This is a genomic window from Chitinilyticum aquatile DSM 21506, from assembly GCF_000430805.1.
Lineage (GTDB): Bacteria > Pseudomonadota > Gammaproteobacteria > Burkholderiales > Chitinibacteraceae > Chitinilyticum > Chitinilyticum aquatile.
This window is the reverse complement of the sequence record NZ_AUMS01000007.1, coordinates 37,010-59,111: the sequence shown is the minus strand read 5'-3', so window position 1 is coordinate 59,111 and position 22,102 is coordinate 37,010. Positions and strand designations below refer to the sequence as shown.

The 22,102-nt window shown below is 60.2% G+C and carries 26 protein-coding genes; 19 read left to right on the top strand and 7 right to left on the bottom strand.

Annotated elements, in window-relative coordinates:
- Window positions 1–3 precede the first annotated feature (3 nt).
- The 4 genes from H559_RS0105385 to H559_RS21475 all read left to right on the top strand — a co-directional run bounded on the left by H559_RS0105385 (window position 4) and on the right by H559_RS21475 (window position 1,721).
- Window positions 4–279 carry a hypothetical protein gene (locus H559_RS0105385; protein WP_028451853.1) on the top strand — a complete coding sequence of 92 codons (276 nt, stop codon included), beginning with the start codon at window positions 4–6 and terminating at the stop codon, window positions 277–279.
- Window positions 280–341: 62 nt separating this feature from the next.
- A complete protein-coding gene (locus H559_RS0105380) occupies window positions 342–704 on the top strand; it encodes a hypothetical protein (protein ID WP_028451852.1) in 363 nt (120 codons plus the stop codon).
- A gap of 7 nt (window positions 705–711) precedes the next feature.
- Window positions 712–1,188 (top strand): M15 family metallopeptidase, encoded by a 477-nt coding sequence (locus H559_RS21480; RefSeq protein ID WP_051278966.1) that lies wholly within the window; start codon window positions 712–714, stop codon window positions 1,186–1,188.
- Entirely contained in the window at window positions 1,185–1,721 is a 537-nt protein-coding gene (locus H559_RS21475; protein WP_051278965.1) for a lysis system i-spanin subunit Rz, read from the top strand. Before H559_RS21480 ends, H559_RS21475 begins: the two co-directional genes overlap by 4 nt.
- Here H559_RS21475 and H559_RS0105365 read toward each other — a convergent pair.
- The 3 genes from H559_RS0105365 to H559_RS0105355 all read right to left on the bottom strand — a co-directional run bounded on the left by H559_RS0105365 (window position 1,718) and on the right by H559_RS0105355 (window position 3,012).
- On the bottom strand, window positions 1,718–2,119 hold the full coding sequence (locus H559_RS0105365) for a hypothetical protein (protein WP_028451851.1): 402 nt from the start codon (window positions 2,117–2,119) through the stop codon (window positions 1,718–1,720). The two genes, H559_RS21475 and H559_RS0105365, sit on opposite strands and share 4 nt — an antisense overlap.
- A 9-nt stretch (window positions 2,120–2,128) precedes the next feature.
- Window positions 2,129–2,482, bottom strand: coding sequence for a hypothetical protein (locus H559_RS0105360; RefSeq protein ID WP_028451850.1), 354 nt, complete (start codon window positions 2,480–2,482; stop codon window positions 2,129–2,131).
- A 122-nt stretch (window positions 2,483–2,604) separates the two neighbouring features.
- Window positions 2,605–3,012: an acyl-CoA thioesterase gene (locus tag H559_RS0105355; RefSeq protein WP_162143298.1), complete on the bottom strand. Its 408-nt coding sequence runs from the start codon at window positions 3,010–3,012 to the stop codon at window positions 2,605–2,607.
- Here H559_RS0105355 and H559_RS0105350 point away from each other — a divergent pair.
- The 4 genes from H559_RS0105350 to H559_RS0105335 all read left to right on the top strand — a co-directional run bounded on the left by H559_RS0105350 (window position 3,011) and on the right by H559_RS0105335 (window position 8,309).
- The gene (locus H559_RS0105350) at window positions 3,011–4,291 is read left to right on the top strand and encodes a hypothetical protein (protein WP_028451848.1); all 1,281 of its coding nucleotides are present in this window, start codon (window positions 3,011–3,013) and stop codon (window positions 4,289–4,291) included. The genes H559_RS0105355 and H559_RS0105350 overlap by 2 nt on opposite strands.
- Before the next feature lie 547 nt (window positions 4,292–4,838).
- A complete protein-coding gene (locus tag H559_RS0105345) occupies window positions 4,839–5,744 on the top strand; it encodes a D-hexose-6-phosphate mutarotase (protein WP_028451847.1) in 906 nt (301 codons plus the stop codon).
- 62 nt (window positions 5,745–5,806) lie between these two features.
- Complete coding sequence (gene ubiD, locus H559_RS0105340; RefSeq protein WP_028451846.1) at window positions 5,807–7,348, top strand: 4-hydroxy-3-polyprenylbenzoate decarboxylase; 1,542 nt, start codon at window positions 5,807–5,809, stop codon at window positions 7,346–7,348.
- A 103-nt stretch (window positions 7,349–7,451) separates the two neighbouring features.
- Window positions 7,452–8,309, top strand: a complete 858-nt coding sequence (locus H559_RS0105335; RefSeq protein WP_034640016.1) for a CheR family methyltransferase — start codon at window positions 7,452–7,454, stop codon at window positions 8,307–8,309.
- Between the two features lie 185 nt (window positions 8,310–8,494).
- Here the strand turns inward: H559_RS0105335 and H559_RS19065 are convergent, their stop codons facing one another.
- The 3 genes from H559_RS19065 to H559_RS0105320 all read right to left on the bottom strand — a co-directional run bounded on the left by H559_RS19065 (window position 8,495) and on the right by H559_RS0105320 (window position 10,614).
- Window positions 8,495–9,199, bottom strand: coding sequence for a hypothetical protein (locus tag H559_RS19065; RefSeq protein ID WP_051279011.1), 705 nt, complete (start codon window positions 9,197–9,199; stop codon window positions 8,495–8,497).
- Window positions 9,200–9,230: 31 nt separating this feature from the next.
- Window positions 9,231–9,611 carry a hypothetical protein gene (locus H559_RS0105325; protein WP_028451844.1) on the bottom strand — a complete coding sequence of 127 codons (381 nt, stop codon included), beginning with the start codon at window positions 9,609–9,611 and terminating at the stop codon, window positions 9,231–9,233.
- A 94-nt stretch (window positions 9,612–9,705) separates the two neighbouring features.
- A complete protein-coding gene (locus H559_RS0105320; protein WP_051278964.1) occupies window positions 9,706–10,614 on the bottom strand; it encodes a recombination-associated protein RdgC in 909 nt (302 codons plus the stop codon).
- 301 nt (window positions 10,615–10,915) lie between these two features.
- Here H559_RS0105320 and H559_RS0105315 point away from each other — a divergent pair, with 301 nt between their 5' ends.
- The 5 genes from H559_RS0105315 (at window position 10,916) to H559_RS0105295 (ending at window position 16,212) form a co-directional block, all read left to right on the top strand.
- Window positions 10,916–11,908, top strand: coding sequence for a Fe(3+) ABC transporter substrate-binding protein (locus tag H559_RS0105315; protein ID WP_028451842.1), 993 nt, complete (start codon window positions 10,916–10,918; stop codon window positions 11,906–11,908).
- Between the two features lie 151 nt (window positions 11,909–12,059).
- On the top strand, window positions 12,060–13,055 hold the full coding sequence (locus H559_RS0105310; protein ID WP_028451841.1) for a DUF2157 domain-containing protein: 996 nt from the start codon (window positions 12,060–12,062) through the stop codon (window positions 13,053–13,055).
- On the top strand, window positions 13,048–14,037 hold the full coding sequence (locus H559_RS0105305; RefSeq protein ID WP_028451840.1) for a DUF4401 domain-containing protein: 990 nt from the start codon (window positions 13,048–13,050) through the stop codon (window positions 14,035–14,037). The genes H559_RS0105310 and H559_RS0105305 overlap by 8 nt, the downstream gene beginning before the upstream one ends.
- On the top strand, window positions 14,034–14,549 hold the full coding sequence (locus H559_RS0105300) for a GDYXXLXY domain-containing protein (RefSeq protein WP_028451839.1): 516 nt from the start codon (window positions 14,034–14,036) through the stop codon (window positions 14,547–14,549). The genes H559_RS0105305 and H559_RS0105300 overlap by 4 nt, the downstream gene beginning before the upstream one ends.
- A gap of 61 nt (window positions 14,550–14,610) precedes the next feature.
- Window positions 14,611–16,212: an ABC transporter permease gene (locus tag H559_RS0105295; RefSeq protein ID WP_034640012.1), complete on the top strand. Its 1,602-nt coding sequence runs from the start codon at window positions 14,611–14,613 to the stop codon at window positions 16,210–16,212.
- Window positions 16,213–16,384: 172 nt separating this feature from the next.
- Here the strand turns inward: H559_RS0105295 and H559_RS23300 are convergent, their stop codons facing one another.
- Window positions 16,385–16,510, bottom strand: a complete 126-nt coding sequence (locus H559_RS23300) for a hypothetical protein (RefSeq protein WP_281171351.1) — start codon at window positions 16,508–16,510, stop codon at window positions 16,385–16,387.
- A 238-nt stretch (window positions 16,511–16,748) separates the two neighbouring features.
- Here H559_RS23300 and H559_RS0105285 point away from each other — a divergent pair, with 238 nt between their 5' ends.
- The 6 genes from H559_RS0105285 to H559_RS0105260 all read left to right on the top strand — a co-directional run bounded on the left by H559_RS0105285 (window position 16,749) and on the right by H559_RS0105260 (window position 22,006).
- Window positions 16,749–17,252, top strand: coding sequence for a low molecular weight protein-tyrosine-phosphatase (locus H559_RS0105285; RefSeq protein WP_155845303.1), 504 nt, complete (start codon window positions 16,749–16,751; stop codon window positions 17,250–17,252).
- A gap of 256 nt (window positions 17,253–17,508) precedes the next feature.
- Window positions 17,509–18,081 (top strand): TMEM165/GDT1 family protein, encoded by a 573-nt coding sequence (locus H559_RS0105280; protein WP_028451836.1) that lies wholly within the window; start codon window positions 17,509–17,511, stop codon window positions 18,079–18,081.
- Window positions 18,082–18,152: 71 nt separating this feature from the next.
- Window positions 18,153–19,463 (top strand): NCS2 family permease, encoded by a 1,311-nt coding sequence (locus H559_RS0105275; RefSeq protein WP_028451835.1) that lies wholly within the window; start codon window positions 18,153–18,155, stop codon window positions 19,461–19,463.
- Between the two features lie 119 nt (window positions 19,464–19,582).
- Complete coding sequence (locus H559_RS0105270) at window positions 19,583–20,149, top strand: adenine phosphoribosyltransferase (RefSeq protein WP_051278963.1); 567 nt, start codon at window positions 19,583–19,585, stop codon at window positions 20,147–20,149.
- A 56-nt stretch (window positions 20,150–20,205) separates the two neighbouring features.
- The gene (locus H559_RS0105265) at window positions 20,206–20,760 is read left to right on the top strand and encodes a hypoxanthine-guanine phosphoribosyltransferase (RefSeq protein WP_028451833.1); all 555 of its coding nucleotides are present in this window, start codon (window positions 20,206–20,208) and stop codon (window positions 20,758–20,760) included.
- 205 nt (window positions 20,761–20,965) lie between these two features.
- Window positions 20,966–22,006: a GMP reductase gene (locus H559_RS0105260; RefSeq protein WP_028451832.1), complete on the top strand. Its 1,041-nt coding sequence runs from the start codon at window positions 20,966–20,968 to the stop codon at window positions 22,004–22,006.
- The last annotated feature ends 96 nt before the right edge of the window (window positions 22,007–22,102 follow it).

Here is a 22,102-nt window from a genome sequence, read left to right as displayed (position 1 = left end):
GTGATGTCAGTTATCACCATGGATACCGGCACCAGCGCCCAGCGCGTCACCCGCTTCCAGGCGCGCTGCGCGCTGGATGCATGGCAGTTGCTCGATGACGTCGAGGCGCTGATCGCCTTGCCCGAAACACCCAAGGCAGTCCGCTTCGCCTGGCAGGATGCCAGTCATTTTTACCGGCAATCGCCGCTGATCGACTGGGCATCGCAACAGATCAGGCTGACCGATGCGCAGGTTGACGAGTTGTTCCGCCTCGCGGCAACGATCAACTTCGACAACTGACCGGTCATTCATCACACACAACCCCGCTTCGGCGGGGTTTTTTATTGCCCGAGGGAGGGCGTATGGCAGACACAGAGCAGATCCTCGCGAAGCTGGAGGCGCTGGAAGAGCGTTGCGCGCGGCTTGAGGCTGGGCAGGAGCAGCGTGAGAAGCACGACGCATTTGTCGACCGCCGGCTTGATGATGGTGTGGAGCGGTTCGCGCGGCTGGAAGGGCGTACCCAGCAGGCTGAAATTTTGATCGCAGCGCACGCCTCGCACGTCGAGGAAATGAAGGGTCTGCTGAAAGAACTGCGCGACCTGATCGAAACCTTCAGCGCCCTGCGTGGCGCCGCGAAGACGATCAGTGTACTCGGCAGGGTGGTGGGCTGGGGTGCAGGCATTCTCGGCAGCCTGATCGGCGTCTGGTACGCCCTGCGCAAGTGAGGGCGCCATGAGCAAAGCGAAAATCGCCACCGCGGTAGCAGTCTCGGCCATCGCCGGGGCTGCTGTTTTACTGCTGAGCCGCGATCCGCAGGACTTGCATACATCCATCCGGGCGAGTGCCGTGACTGCCGTCGCGGAAATGGACGCTGTGGCGCAGCGGCAGGGCAAGCGGGTGAAATTCACCACGACCTATCGGCCACAAGCTGAACAGGATTGGCTGTACGCGCAGGGGCGCACGACGCCTGGCCCGATTGTGACCTGGTTGAAAACCGGCGCACACAACACCGATCTGCCCGATACGCCGCGCGGCGATGCCGAGGCCTTTGATTTCGGCGTGTTTCAGGATGGCAAGTATCTCGGCAACGACCCGCTGTATCAGAAGCTCGGCCCGATCTGCGAGCGCTACGGCCTCGCGTGGGGCGGGCGCTGGAAGTCGCCGGATATGCCGCACTGCGAGCGCATCAACTGGAGGAATCTGCGATGACACTGCAACCCCCGCAAGCCCTTGCCGCCCGGGCGCTGGTAGTGCTGATTGCTGCACTGGTATTGCTGGCGACCGGAAGTGCTGCTGGCTGGCTGGTGAATGGCTGGCGATGGCAGGGCAAATATGAGGCGCAAAAGGCCGCATACGCGGCGAAGGATGCCGCCGCAGCCAGCACCGTTGCAAGGCTGCAAGCCGATACCCGTCAAAAGGAAGCACAAGCCGCCAGCCGCGTGGCTGCGCTCGATGTCAAATACCAGAAGGAAATCACCCATGCCCAAGCTGAGAACGACAAGCTCCGTGCTGCTGTGCGCGCTGGTGATGTGCGCCTGCGCATCGCTGTACGATCTGCCGCCGCAGCCAGTGGACCCGCCGCGCAAACCGAATCCGCCGGCCGCACTGATGATCGAACGACAGCCGAACTTGACCCAGCGGCTGCTGATTGGCTTGTCGGCATCACAAGTGAAGGCGACGACGCCATCAGGCAACTGACGGCGCTGCAGGGGTTTGTGCGGGCGGAGTGTGGGCGGGATTAACCGCGCGTATTTTTTAGCACAGAAGCGGCGGCTTCTTCCATCGATATTCCGGCCAGAGCTATCCTGATTCCTTCGCTCAGGTTGCCATTTCCAAGCGCCTGAGCTTTGGCAATGGATTGCGCGTCCAGGTAGACGTTCACGCGTTTTCCTTGGTCCAGTTCTGAGGGGCGGCCCAGCGCACCGATTGCGGATGCAACTTTGCGCCCATCAAGGCGTTTGATCGCACCTGCGCATGCCAGCGCATAGTTTCCCGTCTGCTTGTGCCTCAACAGCGCTCCAGCGTCATCGCCAGTATTTACTTCGCCGATGATTTCCCATCCCGGCAGATCAGTGGGCTGATACAGCCGGGGCTTCCCCGGCTGGATGACGGTGATGCGGTTGCGGTTTTCGTGGCTCATTCCATCACCTCATTGATTTAGCAGCTTGTTGACGCCGGCAGTGTGCTCGGCATACCAGGCTTCGCTTTGTTCTGCAGCTTGTGCAGCGGCTTTGCTCGCCGATTTGTATGCGGCCACAATCTCCTGCACTTTAGCAACGTACTCTGCAGGCACTTGGATGGTGATCTTGCCCATTTGAGCTTCGAGGGCATAAGCACCTTGGTGGGTTGTCTCGCCCCAGAACGGCACGCGGGAGCCGTTGCCAGTGATTACCAGCTCGTTGACCTTGCGTCCATATTCGAAGCCATCAAGAGAGTTAGTTTCAGCGGTAACGTGTTCTACCGAGATTTTCATGCCTTTGCTGGTGGTCCATTCGATTTTCATTTGCTTGCTCCACCCCTGATTGCCGCGAGGTGCCGGTAGGTCGTCTGACCTGATGAGCTAATTATATACACACCTAATTAACATGCAAGCATTTATGTGTGTATATATCTACCGTTCGTCGCCTAGCCGCGCAGCTTTTCCAGCAACTCACCTTCCAGCTTGGCCGGCCGCCCTGTCTCGGTGTTCACGAACACCAGCTTGCACAGGGCGGTGACGGCCGGCTTCCCCGCGCGCTTGATCGTCTGCGCAACCCACGCCTCGCCGTTGTCGAGGTTGTGCCAGCTGCACTCGATGTCGAGCTCGTCGCCCAGCACGCACTGGCGCTTGAATTTCACCTCGGCGTATTCCGCCACCCAGCAGCCGATTTTCCGCTCGTCAAACCATTCCTTGCCGTGCGCCAGCCAGAAGTCGAGGCGGGCGCTCTGCAGGAACTCGAAATAGCGTGCCTGGTTGACGTGCTGATTGCCGTCGATGTGGCAATCGAAAACCCGAATTTTTGTCGTCGTAGTAATCATCACAGGAGGCCGCATGGCGGCAAATGCTAAGTTGCGAAAACTGACCCCGCGCCAGCGTGAAGTGGTGCGTGTCTGGAATGATCTGGCAGGGTATCCACTGGTGAAAGACGTGGCAAGCAAGCTGGGGCTGGATACGTCACCGCTGTGGCGCATCCGCCAGCGCATCGAGGAGGCCGCCCCGGGCGTGCTGATCGACCGCCAGCGCGTGCAGCAGCAGGAGGTGAAGCCAGCGGCGAATGATCCAACCCAGCCGGCCAGCAAGGCGGTGCCGGATATGGAAACCAAGGCACTGCGCGCGCAAATTGCCGCGCTGAAAGCTGAGACGCTGGATGCCGACTATGTGAAGCGACAGATTTTCAAGCTGGCTGAAACGCCAGTCGAGCTGCCGCGCTGGCTGGTCGACACCACACCGGAGGCCGGTAGCCTGGGCGTGCCAACGCTGTTTGCATCCGACTGGCACTGGGCGGAAGTGGTTGACCCGCGCCAGATCAATGGCGTGAACGAATACAATCTCGAAATCGCCCATCAGCGCGCCAGCAAGCTGATCCAGAAGACGATCAGCCTGCTGCGCCATGAGTTCACCCGGCCGTGCCACCCCGGCATCGTGTTCGCGCTGGGTGGCGATATGGTGAGCGGTGATATCCATGATGAGCTGATGGCCACCAATGCCGTCGAGATCATGCCAGCCGTGCACGATCTGATCGGCGTGCTAGCCTGGTGCATCACGACGTTGGCCGATGAATTCGGCGCAGTGTTTGTGCCGTGTGTGTCCGGCAACCATGGCCGCAATACCCACAAGACCCGTGCCAAGGGACGCAACTACACCAGCTTTGACTGGCTGGCCTATGTGACGCTGGCGCGGTTGTTCGAAAACGACAAGCGCATCACGTTCCTGATTCCGGACGGGCCGGATGCGTATTACCGCGTGTTTGGCACGCGCTACCTGCTGACGCATGGCGACCAGTTCCGCGGCGGTGACGGCATGATCGGCGCCCTTGGCCCGATCATCCGTGGCGACCACCGCAAGCGCAGCCGCAACGGCCAGATCGATGCCGGCTATGACGTGATGCTGCTCGGGCATTGGCACCAGTACATCCACCTGCAGCGCTTGATCGTGAATGGCAGCCTGAAGGGCTATGACGAATACGCCTACAGCAACAACTTCGGCTTCGAGCGGGCGCGGCAGGCGCTGTGGATCACGCATCCGGTGCACGGCATCACCTTCCCATTCGCGGTCAATGTGGATGACGACCAGGGCGAGATCGTCACCGACTGGGTGAGTGTGGCGGCGTGAGCTGTCAAGGATTCCTTGACAGCTCAGTTGTCCACAGAATCGGTGGATAACTGCCCGCCCGCATCGCGCAAGCCCCTGATCCGCCGGCCTCGTGCTGGCCTGCCCAAAAATTGACCCGCTCCGGTTCGCGCCGGGGCGGGTTTTTGCGTTTATACTTTATCAAGTGTCCTGAAGATCAGCTTCAGCGGTTTTGAAAAAGCCTGATCGCACTGTCCATAATTTGTCCACGCGCCGGAAATTTTCCATCTAAATCAGATGGTTTGTTTTCCTGCTGGGGGTGCCACCGGTTTCGGTGGCAAAGCACGACAAACCGCCACAAACCCCGCATAAAGCGAGGCTTCTGGCGGTTTTTTTGCGCGAGTTATCGGTATCGGGAAGGTCGCCGCCAGTGTGCGGACTCTGCGTCATGATCGTACTGTCATGGTGCCTGATGTGGGGCGACGAAAGCTGTTGTTCCGGGCTGATCTTTGTCAGTTTCGCGCCCCGCCTTTTGCCGTGACTTGCGTCCTTGCATTACAATCTGCGGTTTGCTATCGGGAGTTTTCACATGACCAGTTCTGCTGATCAGGCACAACTACTGGCCGCAGTGCCGGGAATTTCGCTGTTGTCTTCGGAGCAGCTGTATCCGGGGCGTGGAACCGGATTGCCACTACTGGTCATCGAGAATGCCCATGGTCGTGCCGTGCTGGCATTGCAAGGAGCTCATGTGCTGTCGTTCACGCCCGCAGGCGGTCGTGACTTGCTTTGGCTCTCGCCGCTGGCGAAATTCAATCATGGCAAGGCCATCCGTGGTGGCATTCCGCTGTGCCTGCCCTGGTTTGGCGGGCATCCGGACAAGGCGCGCGGCTTGCCTGCGCATGGCTTTGCCCGCAGCAGCGATTGGAGCATCGAAGCGGCCGAGCAACTGGATGATGGTTCGCATCGTATCGTCCTCGGGCTCAAGGACAGTCTGCAGACCCGAGAAATGTGGCCGCACCATTTCCATTTCCGTTTTGCCGTCAGCGTGGGATCCGTTCTCAAGGTTGAACTGGCTGCGGAGCATTTGGGGAAGGAGGCCGTTCCTTTCAGCGCCGCCATGCACTCGTATTTCGCTGTCCCCGATGTGGCCGAATGCGTGATTGAAGGGTTGGCAGGCTGCGAACAGATCAATACCCTTGGTGGCATCACCCGCCTGTTCAACGAAGGCGATGTGGTAATCAGTAATATGCATGACTCGGTGTATCTCGATGTTCCGGCCGAGCAGATTATCCGTACCGCTGCAGGCGATACCCATATCGTGAGTGATTGCAAGAGTGCAGTGGTCTGGAACCCGGGCACAGCCGCACTCAAGGGAGGGGATATTGGTGCCGCCTACTCCGGTTTTGTCTGTGTCGAGCGGGGTGATGTTTTTGACAATGCCGTGACCTTGCAGCCGGGTGAAAGTTACCAGGTCAGCATGACCATCTCTGCGTGATTGTGAATCACGCCTAAATCAATAAACGCCCGATTCAGTCGGGCGTTTTTGTCGGGGGCCGCATGAAATATCACGACTTACGCGACTTTATTGCTCAGCTTGAACGGCAGGGGGAATTGCGCAGGCTGGCGCAGCCTGTATCTCCCAGGCTGGAAATGACCGAATTGTGTGACCGCATCTTGCGGGCACAGGGCCCGGCGGTGCTGTTCGAGAATGTGCCGGGTTACCGGATGCCTGTACTGGGTAACCTGTTTGGTACGCCGCGCCGCGTGGCGCTTGGCATGGGGGCGCAGGACGTGTCGGCCCTGCGCGAAATCGGCAAGACGCTGGCCTATCTGAAGGAGCCCGAGCCGCCCAAGGGGCTGAAGGATGCGTGGGACAAGCTTCCGCTGCTGAAACAGGTATTGTCGATGTCGCCGAAGGAAGTGGGGCGCGGGCAGGTTCAACAGAATGTCATCGAAGGTAGCGATGTTGATCTGGGTGTCATTCCTGTCCAGCATTGCTGGCCAGGTGATGTGGCACCCTTGATCACATGGGGACTGGTCGTGACGCGCGGCCCGGGCAAGAAACGCCAGAATCTGGGAATCTACCGCCAGCAGGTGATCGCCCGGAACCAGGTCATCATGCGCTGGCTGGCACATCGTGGGGGCGCACTCGATTTTCGCGAGCATTCCCGCCAGTATCCGGGCGAGCCCTTCCCGATTGCTGTGGTGCTCGGTTGTGATCCGGCGACCATTCTCGGTGCTGTCACTCCGGTGCCCGATACGCTGTCCGAGTATCAGTTTGCCGGTTTGCTGCGTGGCAGTAAAACCGAGCTGACCCGCTGCATCGGCTTTGATTTGCAGGTGCCTGCGACCGCTGAAATCGTGCTTGAAGGCGCAATCAAGCCCTGCGCTCCCGGTTTTGCAGGAGTTTCCGAACATGGCGTACCGGTAAAGGAAATCAACGGCTACCTCCATGCACTCGAAGGCCCCTACGGTGACCATACCGGCTACTACAACGAGCAGGACTGGTTTCCTGTATTCGAGATCGACCGCATCACGCATCGCGACAATCCGGTTTATCACAGCACCTATACCGGCAAACCGCCGGATGAGCCGGCCATGCTGGGCGTGGCGCTCAACGAAGTATTCGTTCCCATCCTGCAGAAGCAGTTTCCTGAAATCACGGATTTCTATCTGCCTGCAGAGGGCTGCAGTTACCGGATGGCGATTGTCTCGATCAGGAAACAATATCCCGGCCATGCCAAGCGGGTACTGTTCGGGGTCTGGTCATTCCTGCGCCAGTTCATGTATACCAAGTACATCGTCGTCGTCGATGACGATATCGATGCGCGTGACTGGAAAGAGGTCATCTGGGCAATTACCACCCGCATGGATCCTGTACGCGATACGGTGCTGGTGGAAAACACGCCAATCGATTATCTCGACTTTGCATCACCCGTGAGCGGGCTCGGCGGCAAGATGGGGCTGGATGCCACCAACAAATGGCCGGGAGAAACCACGCGTGAATGGGGGCGGGTCATCGAGCGCGATGCGGCGTCGGTTGCCCGTATTGATGCCTTGCTGGCAGAGATCGGCCCATCGATGGTCGGTCTGGATTGATCGTAGTGACTGACTAGGGGCAGGATGGCTGCCCGCGTGCTATATCCAATGGAGGCGGAGCGGCTTGTTCCGCCGCCGTGACCAGCTGATAACGAGTGAAGCCATGATTTCAAACTCCCGTGAATTCCAGTTTACCGAAGCGGATTTCGAGAAAATCCGCAAAATGATCTACGACTATGCGGGGATCGCGCTGGCACCTTCCAAGCAGGACATGGTGTATGGCCGTCTGGCCAAGCGATTGCGCGCCCTCAATCTGCATACGTTCAATGACTACCTGCATGTCCTGTCGCGGGGTGACAGCAAGGAATTCGAACTTTTCACCAACTCGCTGACCACCAATCTGACCTCCTTCTTCCGTGAGGCTCACCATTTTCCGATTCTGGCCGAGCATCTCAAGAAAGTGCGCAACAGCAGTGTCGGGGGCATGAATGTCTGGTGTTCGGCATCCAGCACCGGCGAAGAACCCTACACGATTGCAATCACCGCCTGTGAGGCATTCGATACCCTGCGCCCGCCAGTCAAGATTGTCGCGACCGACCTGGATACCAATGTGCTGGAAGTGGCCAAAACGGGCATATACAACGGTGAGGAAGTGCAGAAACTTGGCCCTGCCCGCGTGAGCCGCTTTTTTGACAAGCAGGCCGATGGACGCACCTACCGTGTGAAGCAGGAACTGCGTGACATGATCACGTTCCGCAAGCTCAATCTGATCGAGACGAGCTGGCTGATCCGCGGACCGTTTGATGCCATTTTCTGCCGCAACGTGATGATCTATTTCGACAAGCCGACGCAGCTTAAAATCCTGCAGCGATTTGCGCCACTGATGAAATCCGATGGTCTGCTTTTTGTCGGGCACTCGGAAAACCTGTACCACGCTGCCGATTACTTCCGCCTGCAGGGCAAGACGGTTTATGAACTGGTCAAGCCAGCAGGCGCCGCAGTGCCGCCGCGCGGTTACTAGCGGGTAATGGAGCAGACGGCCTGGCCGCGGCTCTCTGGTCATTACACAGTAGACTCCGGTCAGCCTCCAAACAGCCATGCAGCAAGGGCTGTGCAGCATCCACCTGCGTAGTCTTGACGACCGTAGACGGGGAGGTGGCTGACTGCCTGATCTGATTGTGTCCCTTTGACGAATCGCGGGCGTGGCTACTTTGAATGGATACTGTCCCAGTTTCCAGCCTGCGCCAGTATTTTCCGCAGTTTGCGATAGCAGCGGCGCAGGCCGTTCATCAGCCATAGTGGCAGCGGAACGGGGTCGTCCAGCAAGAGCGGTGCGTAGAGGTAGTCGTACACCTTGCGGAAATCGCTCCAGCGCTGGCAGGGTCCGGTCTTGTAGAAGTCGGAAATGTCGACGATGTAGCCGCGGCCTTCGTGCTGCATGACGTTCTTGGCGTGCACGTCGTGCGGGTTGAGCTGGCGCTCGGCGGCCCAGGCCATGGCTGCGTCGATGTCGGCGATGCACTGGCGCGTGATGGGAGTCCCGTCAAGGCAGCATTGCCAGAGCGTTTTGCCGTAAATTCGCCGCAGGATCAGGTAATCTGCGCCGACATGCAGGGCGGCCGAGTAGGCGGGGTGGTCGCCCAGCCGGGCGTAGACGCCGGCTTCTTCCGCCAGGCCAGGGCGGCCGGGGGCGTAGCGCTTGACGACCAGGCCGGGATGATCCGGATGACACACGACAGCCGCATAGTTGCCGCAGCCCAGTAGTTGCCACGGTGCCGGCAGTGCGGCGACCTCGACAGGCTCGTGCTCGTCAGTGCTCTGCAACTGCCAGTGAGGCAGCAGGGCGGATTCCACCAGTGCAATGAAGTGCCCGATCTCTGCGCTGGCGGGTGAGTGCGAGTGTGCGTTCATGCGGGTGACCTGCATTAGGGACTTGCCGTGATCAGCCAGCCAGTGCGCGACCGGCCTGGAGCAGCCAGCCGAAAATCAGCGGAAAGCTGACGAGGGTGAGCAGCCAGCCGCGCCAGAACAGTTTCCACAGCCAGCCATCCGCTGTGCGCTTGCGGAAGGCATAGACGGGGGCGATCAGCGCGAAGGTCAGCACCACGCCGGAGAGCCAGGCCTTGTCGGCGTGCTGGGCCGGGGCGGGCCAGGCCAGCGCGAAGCCGACCATGATGCCGAGCCCGCCGATGCCACCCAGCCAGCGTTTTTCTTTCTTGCCTGCCAGCATCAGAATGGCACTGAAGGTGGCGTACAGCACCATGGCAGCGCCGAGGCTGAAAATGATGGCGCCAAGGACGGTGAGACTGCTCCAGAATTCCATGCTGATAGTTCCTTGCCAGGTATGTTGCTGCAAACCTTTTAATTAAAGGGCTGCATGGCGATAGGGGTGTTGATATGGCAATGATCCGCCGGCTTCAGACCGGCAGCTCGCCGCCGAGTGCGTCGATGATGGCAGGAAGGAACTGGCGCAGTTCGCCCACGGTGAGCGCAAAGCTCGATTCGAACAGCGCATCCTGGCTGTCGGCGTCGGCGTTTTTCAGGTCGTCCTGCAACACGTCGAGCATCGCCAGGCGCTTGAGCTCCAGCTTTTCGGTGAGCTGGAAACTGATGCGCTCGTTCCAGCTCATGCCCATTTTGGTGACGAGCTTGCCGCTTTCCAGATGCTGGCGCACTTCGTCGGCATTCAGATCCTGGCGGGTGAAGCGCGCAACCGCGCCGTCGTCGCCGGGGAAGCGCAGCTCGCAGTCGGCGTCGAGCGTGAAATCATCCGGCGCGCCCTGTTCCAGCCAGATCGTCATGGCCGTCTGTGGCGTGGTGCTGGTCTGTAGCAGCCGTGTGGGCAGGCTGCCCAGTGCTTCGCGCAGGTCCGACAGCAGATTTTCCGCGCGGCTGCTGGACGCGCTCTCGACCAGCACCAGATTGCTCTGCAGGTCGATGATGGCACGCTGCACGCCCTGCTTGGTGAAGGCTCGCGGCAGCAGTTCTTCAGCGACGCGGTCGCGGATTTCCTTGGTTTCCTTGCGGCCGACCTTGCGGGCTTCTTCTTCTTCGATGTGGCGGATGCGCTCGTCGGCTTCCTGCCGGATCACGATGGCGGGCAGCAGCTTGGTTTCGGTTTTCAGTGCCACCAGCACGGCATCCTGCTGGGTGTAGGTGATTTCGTCGGGGCGATGCTTGGCCGGGGCGATCCAGCCTGCGCTGGAAACATCCATGCTGCCGCAGGGAACGAAGGGCTTTTTCTCGAGGCTGGCGCGGATGCTGTCGGCGCTCATGCCGTGATCAGCGGAAAGACGGAATACTTGCAGGTTGCGGAACCACAGCATGCGGGAAATCCTTTTGTTGCTCGGTGCAAAATCGTAATGGCCGCTGATTGTAGCTGCTGGGGGCGCTTCTTCACAGGCTTGACCGGGTGTTTGGGCTGTGTGCAGCGAGCGGCGCTCGCCACTTTCCCGCGTTGCAGCCTGTATTGCTGCGGGTTTGCTGCCACACTCAGGGCTTGCTTTTGCTCTACTACAACGAACCTAAATATTAGATGGAACGGTAATTTTGATATTGAGAATGGTTGTTGTTTGAATTATTATTGAGTGATTGTAATCAATGCCCCGCACATGGAGTTTCCTCCCGATGAAAAAGTTGCTTCTTGCCCCGCTGGCGCTGGCTTTGCTCGCTGGCAATGTTCTGGCCGAATCCGTCACCGTCTATTCGGCGCGCAATGAACAGCTGATCAAACCGCTGCTTGACGCGTTCACCAAGGAAACCGGTGTTGAAGTCAAGCTGCGCAGCGACAAGGAAGGCCCGCTCATGGAGCGCCTGAAAGCCGAAGGCGCCAACACCCCTGCTGATGTGCTGATCACGGTGGATGCCGGCAATCTGTGGCAGGCCTCGAATATGGGGCTTTTGCGTGCGATCAAGTCGCCGGTGCTTGAAGCCAATATCCCGGCGCACCTGCGTGACCCGAAAAACGAATGGTTTGGCCTGTCGGTGCGCGCGCGCACCATCGTTTACAACAAGAGCACGGTGAAGCCGGAGCAACTTTCCACCTATGCCGATCTGGCCGATCCGAAGTGGAAGGGCAAGCTGTGCCTGCGCACCAGCAAGAAGGTGTACAACCAGTCGCTGGTTGCCACCATGATCGATGAGCTGGGCGAAAAGAAAGCCGAATCCATCGTGCGCGGCTGGGTGGCCAATCTGGCGACCGATGTGTTTGCCGACGATACCGCGCTGCTGAAGGCCATTGCTGCCGGCCAGTGCCAGGTGGGCATTGCCAATACCTATTACCTCGGCCGCATTGTCGACAAGGAAAAGGATTTCCCGGTGACTGTATTCTGGGCAAACCAGAAAGAGCAGGGCACACATGTGAATGTGTCGGGTGCCGGCGTGACCCGTCATGCCAAGAACGCCGCCGGCGCACAGAAGCTGATCGAGTGGTTATCAAGCGACAAGGCGCAGTTCATCTACACGGACAAGGATCTGGAATACCCGGCCAATCCGAAAATCCAGCCGGATTCTGTAATCAAATCCTGGGGGCCGTTCAAGCAGGACACGATCAACGTCGCCAAGGCGGGTGAACTGCAGGCGGAAGCCACCAAGCTGATGGACCGCGCGGGCTACCGTTAAGCGGCTTTGGCTGACACAACGGTAACGTTGCATTTTCTGCACGCTTTCCGTGCAAACACTGAGCCCGGTCATGCCGGGCTTTTTGTTGTCCGGCAAGCGGCGTAGGCTCGAGTTCCGCTGGTGCTTTGTTCGGGAATTGCGAGGAGGCGATATGCAAGCATCCGACTTATCAAAGAATGAGCTGGCCGTGCTGGAAGGCCACTTGAGGCAGGGTGAGTTTTTGGCTGATGCCCGCGCATCGGGGGCATTGCCGGATGCGCAGCGCTGGCAGGCCTGGCTGTGGCAGTTGCCGGCGCTGGCGGGGCTGCTGTGTGTGCTCTCCGGCATCATCATGGTGTTTGCCGCCAACTGGTGGACCTGGCCGGCCTTGCTGCGCGTGGGTGTGGCGGAAGCATTGTGGCTGCTGGCGGTTGCTGGCTGGTGGTGCTGGCGCGAGAAGGCGGCCGGTGTCTGGCTGGCATTTGCCATCGTGGTGCTCACCGGCGCGTGGCTGGCGGTGATCGGCCAGACTTACCAGACCGGGGCTGATGAATGGGAGCTGTTCGCAATCTGGGCGCTGCTGGCCCTGCCATGGGCGCTGTGGGCGCGGCACGAGCCGGTGTGGGGGCTGTGGCTGCTGATCGCCAGCGTCGCTGTCGTCCTGTTCAACAACACGACCGGCGGTTGGCGCGGTCGCTGGCCGGAATACGGACTGTGGCCGCTGCATCTCATCTGGCTGGCGACGTGTGCATGGGTGATGTTCCGATCAGTGCGGCGCGGGGTGTTTGCCCATGGCGTCGTCCTGATCGCATCCTTTGTGGTGGCGATTCCGGCATGGCTGGCCGTGCTGGATTTGCGGCTGGATCCTGATTTCATGGCGGCAAGTCAGCAGCTGCTGGTTATCCATCCATGGCTCGCTGCCCTGATCTGGCTGCTGCTCAATCTGGCAGGTGCGTGGCATTTCCGCCGGCAGGGGCCGCTGCTGTGGCTGGCCTGCCCGGTGTATTCGCTTTGGGTGGGTTTTCTGATTGCATTCGGCCGCATGCTCGGGGATTTCTCGGGGCTTGGCATGCTGCTGCTGGCGCTGATCGCCGTTGGCAGCTTTGCTGCAGTGGGTATCTGGCTCAGAAAAGCGGCGGCAGAACGCAGGGAGTACGCTCATGACTAATGTTGCCCTGCCAATCACGGTGCGCGCGCTGCAGGCACTGGGCGCGTGGTTCTGCGCCATCCTGCTGATGGTTGCCGTGGCCATCGGGCCGATGTCCTTTTCTGCCAAGGAAAGTGCGCTGGTGCTGGCGCCTCTGTTCGGCATCTCCGGCTACTGGCTTGCCAGCCGGCAGCAGGGCGGTTTCCTGTCCGATATGGGCGTGCCGCTGTGCATGGCCGGCGTGGGTCTGCTGCCGCTGGTGTTCGAGGCACTGAATGGTGGCCGCTCGTGGTGGAATTATCTGGATCTTATCTATGTGCTGCCCGCTGCGGCCATCTGGTGGTTTTCCGGCAATGCCGCGCTGCGTTTTGTTGCCGCACTGGTGCTGGCGGTGATCGGCTGGTACTGGAGCGGGCTGGACGTGTACTGGCTGGATGATCGCGGACTGTATCCCTACGCAGCTCCGCTGCGCGATACCGTGGTCGTGGCGCTGCTGGCCTGGTGGTGGTTGCAGCCGCCGGCCTGGGGCGAACGCCTGCACGCCCTGCGGCTTGCGGTAGTACTGGTTGCGCTGGGCTTTACGCTGTCCGAGCACCAGCATCTGTGGCGCAGTGCGAATCTGCCCTGGCAGCAGGAAGGCTGGATGCTATACACCGTTCGCCAGCAATTCCTGCCGACGCTGGCACTGGTGCTGGTTGTGCTCCATGGCCTGCGCCGCGAGCAGATCGCGTGGCGTCTGGTCTTGCCGTGGCTGGCGATTCTGCCGCTGCTGCTGATGAGCGAGCTGTTTCTCTATCCGGTACTGCTGCTGTGGCTGGCGATGCTGGTGCCGGGCCGCCAGCGGCTGCTGGCTTTTCTCGGGGGCGCTGGTGCCCTGTATGCCTTCAGCCGTTTTTACTACCTGCTGGACTGGGCGCTGCTCCACAAGGGGCTGGTGCTGATTATGGCCGGCCTGGCCCTGCTTGGGCTGGCCTGGCTGGTGAAGAAGGAGTCGCTGCAATGAAGAAAATCCTGCTTCCCACTCTGGCCATCATTGCCACGCTGCTGATGCTGAACTTAGGGGTATATCGCCACGAGCAATTGCTGAAAACGGGTGCAGTAGTATACCTGCCATTGGCGCCGGTTGATCCGCGCTCGCTGATGCAGGGCGATTTCATGGCGCTGGATTATGCGGTGGTACGGGACGTCGATCAGGCCATAGGGCAGCATTCCACTCTCGACTGGCCGGAACGCGGTTGGCTGACTGTGCTGCTGAAACTCGATAGCCGCCGCATCGCCACCGCAACGTGGGTCGGCGTGAAGCCACGTCCGGCCGGCGCTGGCGAGCAGTTCTTGCAGGTCAAGGCTTTGCCCGGTTATGGCTTATCGAGGGTCCAGCTGCCCAGCCACGCCTATTTCTTTGCCGAGGGCGATGCGGAGCGCTACAGCAGGGCGCGCTATGCGATACTGCGCGTCTCAAAGGAGGGGCGCAGTCTGCTTGCCGGCCTGGCCGATGAACACCTGAAGCCGCTGTGAGGCCTTTGTCTCCCTGATGGTCGCCCCCATTTGCAACCGATCCGAAGCGTTTTCCTGCCGCATGTCCCGACTTTCCGCCCTGAAAGGGCCGCTCTACCTTTTGCCCATTGCCCTGCTGACGGTTGTGCCGCTGCTGGTGGTGCTGGCGTCCTTTCTTGATCCGCAGCCCGAAATCTGGTCGCACCTGAGTGAATTCGTACTGCCGCGAGTGCTCTTGAATACCGTCTGGCTGGTGCTGGGTGTTGGGCTGGGCGTGCTGCTGCTGGGGGTGCCGCTGGCCTGGCTCACTGCCGTGTGCGAGTTTCCGGGGCGCAAGTTCTTCAGCTGGGCGCTGATGCTGCCGCTGGCGATGCCTGCCTATGTGCTGGCTTTCGTGCAGGTCGGGCTGTTTGACTTTACCGGGCCGGTGCAGACGCTCCTGCGCCAGATATTCGGCAGCTCGGCGTGGTTTCCGCCGATCCGCTCGACCGGCGGCGTGATTCTGGTGCTGACGCTGTCCTTCTACCCTTACGTTTACCTGCTGGCACGCAATGCCTTTCTCACGCAGGGTACGCGTGCGCTCGAAGCCGCGCAGATGCTGGGCCTGAACCGCTGGCAGGCGTTCTGGCGTGTGGCGCTGCCGCTGGCGCGGCCGTGGATCGTCGGCGGCGTGATGCTGGCGCTGATGGAAACGCTGGCCGACTTCGGCACCGTGTCCGTCTTCAATTACGACACCTTCACCACCGCCATCTACAAATCCTGGTTCGCGCTCTTCAATCTGCCGGCTGCCGCCCAGCTGGCCTCGCTGCTGGTGCTGATCGTGCTGGTGTTCGCGCTGATCGAGCACCGCAGCCGCGGCAGGCGCCAGTACCACAGCCGGCTTTCTTCCAGTGCGCGCATCCGGCTCGCCCGTGGGCAGGGCGCACTGGCAGCACTGTTTGCCGGTGCCGTGCTGCTGCTGGCGTTTGTCGTGCCGGTGATCCAGTTGCTGCTGTGGGCCAAGGGTGTGTGGGTGGAGGATTTCGACGAGCGCTATCCCGGTTTCATCGGCCGCTCGCTGTTGCTGGGCGCGCTGGCCGCACTGCTGCTGATTGTGCTGGCGCTGTGGCTGAGCTTTGTGCAGCGGCGTTATCGCGGCTGGGCGGTGCAGCTGATGGCGAAGTTGTCCGTGCTCGGCTATGCCGTACCCGGTACCGTGCTGGCCGTGGGCGTGTTCATTCCGGTGGCCTGGTTTGATGGTGTGCTGCTGGACTGGCTCAAGCCACTGGGTTTTACCGGCAGCGAAGTCATCAAGGGTTCGATTGCCGTGATGCTGCTTGCACTGGCCGCGCGTTTTCTGGTGGTTGCTTTCCAGCCGGTTGACAGCGCCATGCAGCGTATCACGCGCAATCAGGAAGACGCCGCGCGTTCACTGGGCTGCAGCGGCCGCGCCTTGCTTTGGCGGCTGTATGTGCCGCTGCTGCGCGGAGGTTTGTTCACCGCCGTGCTGATGGCCTTTGTCGATGTGATGAAGGAAATGCCGATCACGCTGATGACGCGCCCCTTCGGCTGGGACACGCTGGCGGTGCGCGTCTTCGAGATGACATCGGAAGGCATGTGGGAGCGTGCTGCACTGCCCAGCCTCTTTATCGTGCTGGCTGGCCTGTTGCCGGTTATTCTGCTGGTGCGCCGTAGTGAGGGCTGAGCCTTTCTGTCGCTGGATACGAAGTTGCTCGCTGGGTATTGCCCTGTAGCCATTTGCAAGAAAAGGCTGTCGCTGTATACCCTGCCTTTTAACTGGCAAAGTAAAGCCCCGCATTCAGGGCGGGGCAGGATAATCGGTGGCGGCGCATTTCTGGCCGCTGGCTGTGTACTGCCTAGTGAGGCAGGAAAGGCGTGATGCCGGCTGCCAGCTTCTTGGCCTGCTTGGCGTGCTTTTTTTCTTTCTGGGTGAGAAGGGGTTGTTTCTTGGTTTCCTTGTTGCTTTGTTTCAGCTTGCCCATAAGCGGTACTCCTTGAAGACATGCCACAACGGGATGTCGCGTACCGAGTATAGGCGCCTGCCACCCTTCCGGGTGGCTTATATTTGCCGATCACGGAGCGTACAGGCAGGGCGGCACTTCTGCGCCAGAACAAGATAGGGCGGGGTGACACTGCTAGTATTGCCGGCAGTAGTGGCCGCGTGCCGGCGCACGTGTTGCCGTGGCGACGTTTCACAGGGTATCCAGCGAGGAAATGAACATGAGCAAACAGGGCAAGTTTTCGGTTCTTTTTGTCTGCACCGGCAATATTTGTCGCAGCCCCACTGCCGATGGCGTGATGCGCCATCTGGTGCGCGATGCCGGTCTCGAGCATTGCATCGAGGTGGATTCTGCCGGCACTTACGATTACCACGTCGGCGAAGCGCCGGACCGCCGCGCCCAGCAACACGCCAGAAAGCGCGGTTATGACCTGTCCTTCCTGCGCGCGCGCGAAGTTTCCCATGCCGATTTTGCTCGCTTTGACCTGATTCTTGCGATGGACAACAGCCACATGGCCGTGCTGCAGCGTCGTTGCCCGGCCGATCAGCAGCATCGCCTGCGCATGTTCATGGATTTCGCCGGCATGGAGCATGAGCGTGAAGTGCCTGATCCCTACTATGGTGGCGCGGATGGCTTCGAGCAGGTCCTCGACATGGTCGAAGCGGCCTGCAACGGCATTCTGGAGCACGCCCGTACCATGCTGACGGCTCGCTGCGAGGGCTGAGGAGCGGTGCGGGATAACCGCAGTTGGTGATTTTCGCTGGCTGCAGGTAAGATGCCGCTTTTGCCCTTCGGGGGAGTAGTCGCCCGCGGTGTTCAGCGGGGGCCGCATCAACAGACTTGCAGCCTGTTTTTCAGCCTGCATGGTGCGGTCAGCCGGTTTTCCGGCCTGACAAGACCCGAGGCGCGCAGTCGTGCTCCGGGTGGGTCATGGCCGCGTCGCCTCGCGTCGATCTACCCGCCCCGGAGAAACACATTCAATGGACGCTCTTCTCGTCTCCACCGGCGTGGTCGCCGTTGCCGAAATCGGCGACAAGACCCAGCTGCTATCGCTGATTCTCGCGGCGCGCTTTCGCCGCCCCTGGCCGATCGTACTCGGCATCTTCTGTGCGACCATCCTCAATCATTTCATGGCCGGCTGGCTGGGCCAGCTTGTAGCCGGCTTTATATCGCCCGAAGTGCTGCGCTGGGTCATCGGCATCAGCTTTCTGGCCATTGCCGCCTGGGCGCTGATCCCCGACGAAATGGAAGAAGGCGAAGCCGTCGTCAAACCCTATGGCGCCTTCCTGGCGACACTGGTGGCATTTTTCCTGGCAGAAATGGGTGACAAAACGCAAGTCGCCACCGTGGCGCTTGCGGTCAAATATCACCCGCTGTGGCAGGTCGTGCTCGGTACCACGATCGGCATGATGCTGGCCAATGTGCCGGCTGTCTGGCTGGGTAACTGGATTTCATCGCGCATGCATTATCTGCGCATGGTGCGCTTTGCCGCTGCCGCCCTGTTTGCGATACTGGGCCTGCTTGCGCTTTTCAATGTCGGGCAGCTGACCTGAGCGGCTGTTTTGAAGTTTGACAATTTCGGTTTCACAACAATAGTCGTATCAATCCCGGAGGAGGGGCAGCAATGCTCGAATCGTTTTTCAAACTAAAGGAACACGGCACGACGGTGAAAACCGAAGTGATCGCCGGTTTCACTACCTTCCTGACGATGGCTTACATCATCTTCGTCAATCCGACCATCCTGGCCAAGACCGGCATGGACTTCAACGCCGTCTTCGTGGCGACCTGCCTGGCCGCCGCGCTGGGTACGGCCATCATGGGACTGGTGGCGAATTACCCGATCGCACTGGCGCCGGGCATGGGCCTGAATGCCTATTTCACCTTCACGGTCGTGATGGGCATGAAGATGAGCTGGCAGGAGGCGCTGGGTGCCGTCTTCATTTCCGGTATTGTTTTCCTGATTGTCAGTCTGTTTAAAGTGCGGGAAGCACTGGTGAACGCGATTCCGCACTCGCTGAAACTCGCCATTTCGGCCGGTGTGGGCATGTTCCTCGCCATCATCGGCCTGAAGAGCGCCGGCGTGGTGATCGGTAGCGAAGCCACGCTGGTGACGCTGGGCAATCTGGCTGATCCGAAAGTGCTGCTGGCGATTTTCGGCTTCTTCCTGATTATCGTGCTGGAATATCGCAAGATTACCGGCTCGATCATCATCGGCGTGCTGGCGGTTACCGTTCTCTCCATCGTGCTGGGTCTGCAGCAGTTCGGTGGTGTTGCATCCGCCATTCCGTCGATGGCACCGACCTTCATGCAGATGGACCTCTCCGCCTTCATGACGCCGGCCGGCCTCTTCAATGGCGCGCTGCTGGGCGTGGTGTTCGTCTTCTTCTTCGTTGATCTGTTCGATACCACCGGCACGCTGGTTGGCGTATCGCACCGCGCAGGCCTGCTCGACAAGGATGGCAAGCTGCCCCGCCTGAAAAAGGCGCTGCTGGCCGATTCCGTGGCGATTACCGCCGGTGCCGTGATGGGCACGTCGTCGACCACTGCCTATATCGAATCAGCTGCTGGTACTGCCGTTGGTGGCCGTACTGGTTTGACTGCAGTGGTGGTGGCCGGCCTCTTCCTGCTGGCGCTGTTCTTCTCGCCGCTGGCCGGTTCCGTTCCTGCCTACGCGACTGCGCCGGCACTGTGCTACGTGGCCGTGCTGATGACGCGTGGTCTGGCCGAAATCGAATGGGATGACCTGACCGAATCCGCTCCGGCCGTGATGACCGCGCTGGCAATGCCGTTCACCTTCTCGATTGCCGACGGCATTGCCTTCGGTTTCATCAGCTACGTGGTGATCAAGGCGCTGGCAGGCCGCTTCCGCGACCTGAGCCCGGCGGTGATCATCATTGCCGCGCTGTGGGTGGTGAAGTTCGCGTTCTTCCACTAAAACGACTCAATCAAGGCAGTGCAACGGTGCGCGGGGCGAAAAGGCCCCGCTGCCCGTTTCAGCGCCGATTTCAGTGATTTGCCGGACGACCCGCACGGAGCGGGAAGGATGAAAGCCAGATGAAGCCAGATGCCGTGATTACCGAGCCGCCTTATTCGGAGTACATCCGTTCGCGCATCCGCACCGTGCCGGACTGGCCGCAGGCAGGCGTGCAGTTCCGCGACATCACGCCGCTGTTGCAGGACAAGAAGACTTTCCGCGTACTGGTCGATATTTTCGTGCACCGTTATATGGATCAGCAGCTTGATCTGGTGGCTGGTGTCGATGCGCGCGGGTTCATCCTCGGCGCCGTCGTGGCCTACGAACTGAACCTCGGCTTTGTGCCGGTCCGTAAAAAAGGCAAGTTGCCGTTTAATACCATTGCCGAAGAATATGAACTCGAATATGGTTCGGCCACGGTCGAGCTGCATTCCGACGCCTGCCAGGCCGGCCAGCGCATCCTGCTGATCGACGACCTGGTCGCCACCGGCGGCACGATGATTGCCGCAGCAAAGCTGCTGCAGCGCATTGGCGCCACCGTGGTCGAAGCGGCCGCGATTGTCGATTTGCCCGAGCTGGGCGGCTCGAATCTGATCCGCGAGCAGGGCATCGAACTTTTTACCGTATGCGATTTTGCCGGGCACTGAGCGCCGGGCATTTCCGTTTCCAGATAACCCTTTTTTGCCCCGATAAGGACAAGTCCATGACGATGGAACTCCCTGAAGCCCGTACCATTCTTGACAACGCCGACTGCCTGCACGATGAAACCGAAGTGCTGGCCGCACTGGATGAAATGGGCCGGGTCATTTCTGCGCGTCTGGCCAATAGCAATCCGATTGTCTACACCGTGCTCAATGGCGGCCTGATCGTCTCGGGGCACCTGCTGCCGCGCCTGCGTTTCCCGCTGGAAATGTCCTACATGCACGCCACGCGCTACCGCAAGGAAACCAGCGGCGGCGAGCTGGACTGGAAGGTCAAGCCGCGTGACGACATGAAGGGCCGCACGGTGCTGATCGTTGACGACATTCTCGACGAAGGCCACACACTGGCCGCCATCATTGATTACTGCAAGCAGCAGGGCGCTTCTGAGGTGCTGGTCGCCGTGCTCATCGACAAGAAACACAACCGCAAGGCCGAAGGCGTGCAGGCCGATTTCGTCGGCATGGAAGTTGAAGACCGCTTCCTCTTTGGCTGCGGCATGGATTACCAGGGCTATTGGCGCAACACGCTGGCCATCTACGCCGTGAAGGGCCTGTAAAGGTTTGTGATTGATCCGGTTTGTGATTGATCAGTAAAGCGTGAATAGTGCCTCGCCAGCGTGCCCGCGCAGGCGTAAGCTTCACCAGAACACAGCCACCAAGCCACGCTGCCGGTGGCTGTTTTCACGTCTGCCGCTGCAGGTTATACATTGCCATGTATAAGCCTGTAGTCATTTATTCGTGAAGGTTACAGAGGTATAGGTCATGCATATCGAGCAGGAAATCAAGCTGGATTTCAAGGACGTCCTGATCCGTCCCAAGCGCAGCACGCTGGCCTCGCGCAGCGAGGTCGACATCCGCCGCGAATACGTGTTTGTGCACTCCGGCAAGCAGTATCAGGGCATCCCGCTGATCGCCGCCAATATGGATACCGTGGGTACCATGGAAATGGCGCGCGCCTTTGCCGATCAGCAATTGTCGGTGGCGCTGCACAAGCATTACCAGGCCGATGAACTGGTGGCGTTCTTCGGCGGCTTGCCGGTCAAGAGCAATGCCTTCTACAGCATGGGTATCGGTGCGGCGGACTACGCCAAATTCCAGGACGTGATGGCGCGCGCGCCCGGCGCCGTCGAATACGTGTGCATCGACGTCGCCAACGGCTATTCCGAGCAGTTTGTCGCCTTCGTGAAGAAGGTGCGCGCGGCGTATCCGCAGCTTGTCATCATGGCCGGTAATGTGGTGACGGGTGACATGACCGAAGAGCTGATTCTCGCCGGCGTCGACATCGTAAAAGTGGGCATCGGCCCCGGTAGCGTGTGTACCACGCGCAAGATGACCGGCGTGGGCTACCCGCAGCTGTCCGCCATCATCGAATGCGCCGACGCCGCGCATGGGCTCGGCGGCCTGATCTGCGCCGACGGCGGCTGCACGGTGCCGGGGGATCTGGCCAAGGCCTTCGGCGGCGGCGCGGATTTCGTGATGCTGGGCGGCATGCTCGCCGGCCACGACGAAACCGAAGGCGAAGTGATTGCGCGCGACGGCGCGCAGTACAAGCGCTTCTACGGCATGTCCAGCCGTGCGGCGATGGAAAAATACGCCGGCGGCGTCGCCGAATACCGCGCGAGCGAAGGCAAGGAAGTGCTGATTCCCTACCGCGGCCCGGTCGCCAATACCCTGCAGGACCTGCTCGGCGGCATCCGCTCCGCCTGCACCTACGTCGGCGCCCGCCGCCTGAAGGAATTGTCCAAGCGCACCACCTTCATTCGCGTCACCCAGCAGATCAATGAAGTCTTTGGCAAAAGCTGAGGCCGAGTGCTGATACGTTGATTTGTATAAGGCTGTAGCCTTTCAAGACAAAGGGTATGCGAGGCATACCCTTTGTTTTTATGATGATCTGTTTTG

Coding starts and splice junctions, on each gene's coding strand:
- H559_RS0105295 (WP_034640012.1), top strand. CDS start 14,611: ATGTCCCGACTTTCCGCCCTGAAAGGGCCGCTCTACCTTTTGCCCATT.
- H559_RS0105260 (WP_028451832.1), top strand. CDS start 20,966: ATGCATATCGAGCAGGAAATCAAGCTGGATTTCAAGGACGTCCTGATC.
- H559_RS0105275 (WP_028451835.1), top strand. CDS start 18,153: ATGCTCGAATCGTTTTTCAAACTAAAGGAACACGGCACGACGGTGAAA.
- H559_RS0105315 (WP_028451842.1), top strand. CDS start 10,916: ATGAAAAAGTTGCTTCTTGCCCCGCTGGCGCTGGCTTTGCTCGCTGGC.
- H559_RS0105305 (WP_028451840.1), top strand. CDS start 13,048: ATGACTAATGTTGCCCTGCCAATCACGGTGCGCGCGCTGCAGGCACTG.
- H559_RS0105335 (WP_034640016.1), top strand. CDS start 7,452: ATGATTTCAAACTCCCGTGAATTCCAGTTTACCGAAGCGGATTTCGAG.
- H559_RS0105280 (WP_028451836.1), top strand. CDS start 17,509: ATGGACGCTCTTCTCGTCTCCACCGGCGTGGTCGCCGTTGCCGAAATC.
- ubiD (WP_028451846.1), top strand. CDS start 5,807: ATGAAATATCACGACTTACGCGACTTTATTGCTCAGCTTGAACGGCAG.
- H559_RS0105285 (WP_155845303.1), top strand. CDS start 16,749: ATGAGCAAACAGGGCAAGTTTTCGGTTCTTTTTGTCTGCACCGGCAAT.
- H559_RS19065 (WP_051279011.1), bottom strand. CDS start 9,199: ATGAACGCACACTCGCACTCACCCGCCAGCGCAGAGATCGGGCACTTC.
- H559_RS0105385 (WP_028451853.1), top strand. CDS start 4: ATGTCAGTTATCACCATGGATACCGGCACCAGCGCCCAGCGCGTCACC.
- H559_RS21475 (WP_051278965.1), top strand. CDS start 1,185: ATGACACTGCAACCCCCGCAAGCCCTTGCCGCCCGGGCGCTGGTAGTG.
- H559_RS0105380 (WP_028451852.1), top strand. CDS start 342: ATGGCAGACACAGAGCAGATCCTCGCGAAGCTGGAGGCGCTGGAAGAG.
- H559_RS0105360 (WP_028451850.1), bottom strand. CDS start 2,482: ATGAAAATCGAATGGACCACCAGCAAAGGCATGAAAATCTCGGTAGAA.
- H559_RS0105265 (WP_028451833.1), top strand. CDS start 20,206: ATGACGATGGAACTCCCTGAAGCCCGTACCATTCTTGACAACGCCGAC.
- H559_RS0105270 (WP_051278963.1), top strand. CDS start 19,583: ATGAAGCCAGATGCCGTGATTACCGAGCCGCCTTATTCGGAGTACATC.
- H559_RS0105320 (WP_051278964.1), bottom strand. CDS start 10,614: ATGCTGTGGTTCCGCAACCTGCAAGTATTCCGTCTTTCCGCTGATCAC.
- H559_RS0105325 (WP_028451844.1), bottom strand. CDS start 9,611: ATGGAATTCTGGAGCAGTCTCACCGTCCTTGGCGCCATCATTTTCAGC.
- H559_RS0105365 (WP_028451851.1), bottom strand. CDS start 2,119: ATGAGCCACGAAAACCGCAACCGCATCACCGTCATCCAGCCGGGGAAG.
- H559_RS23300 (WP_281171351.1), bottom strand. CDS start 16,510: ATGGGCAAGCTGAAACAAAGCAACAAGGAAACCAAGAAACAACCCCTT.
- H559_RS0105300 (WP_028451839.1), top strand. CDS start 14,034: ATGAAGAAAATCCTGCTTCCCACTCTGGCCATCATTGCCACGCTGCTG.
- H559_RS0105345 (WP_028451847.1), top strand. CDS start 4,839: ATGACCAGTTCTGCTGATCAGGCACAACTACTGGCCGCAGTGCCGGGA.
- H559_RS21480 (WP_051278966.1), top strand. CDS start 712: ATGAGCAAAGCGAAAATCGCCACCGCGGTAGCAGTCTCGGCCATCGCC.
- H559_RS0105350 (WP_028451848.1), top strand. CDS start 3,011: ATGGCGGCAAATGCTAAGTTGCGAAAACTGACCCCGCGCCAGCGTGAA.
- H559_RS0105310 (WP_028451841.1), top strand. CDS start 12,060: ATGCAAGCATCCGACTTATCAAAGAATGAGCTGGCCGTGCTGGAAGGC.
- H559_RS0105355 (WP_162143298.1), bottom strand. CDS start 3,012: ATGCGGCCTCCTGTGATGATTACTACGACGACAAAAATTCGGGTTTTC.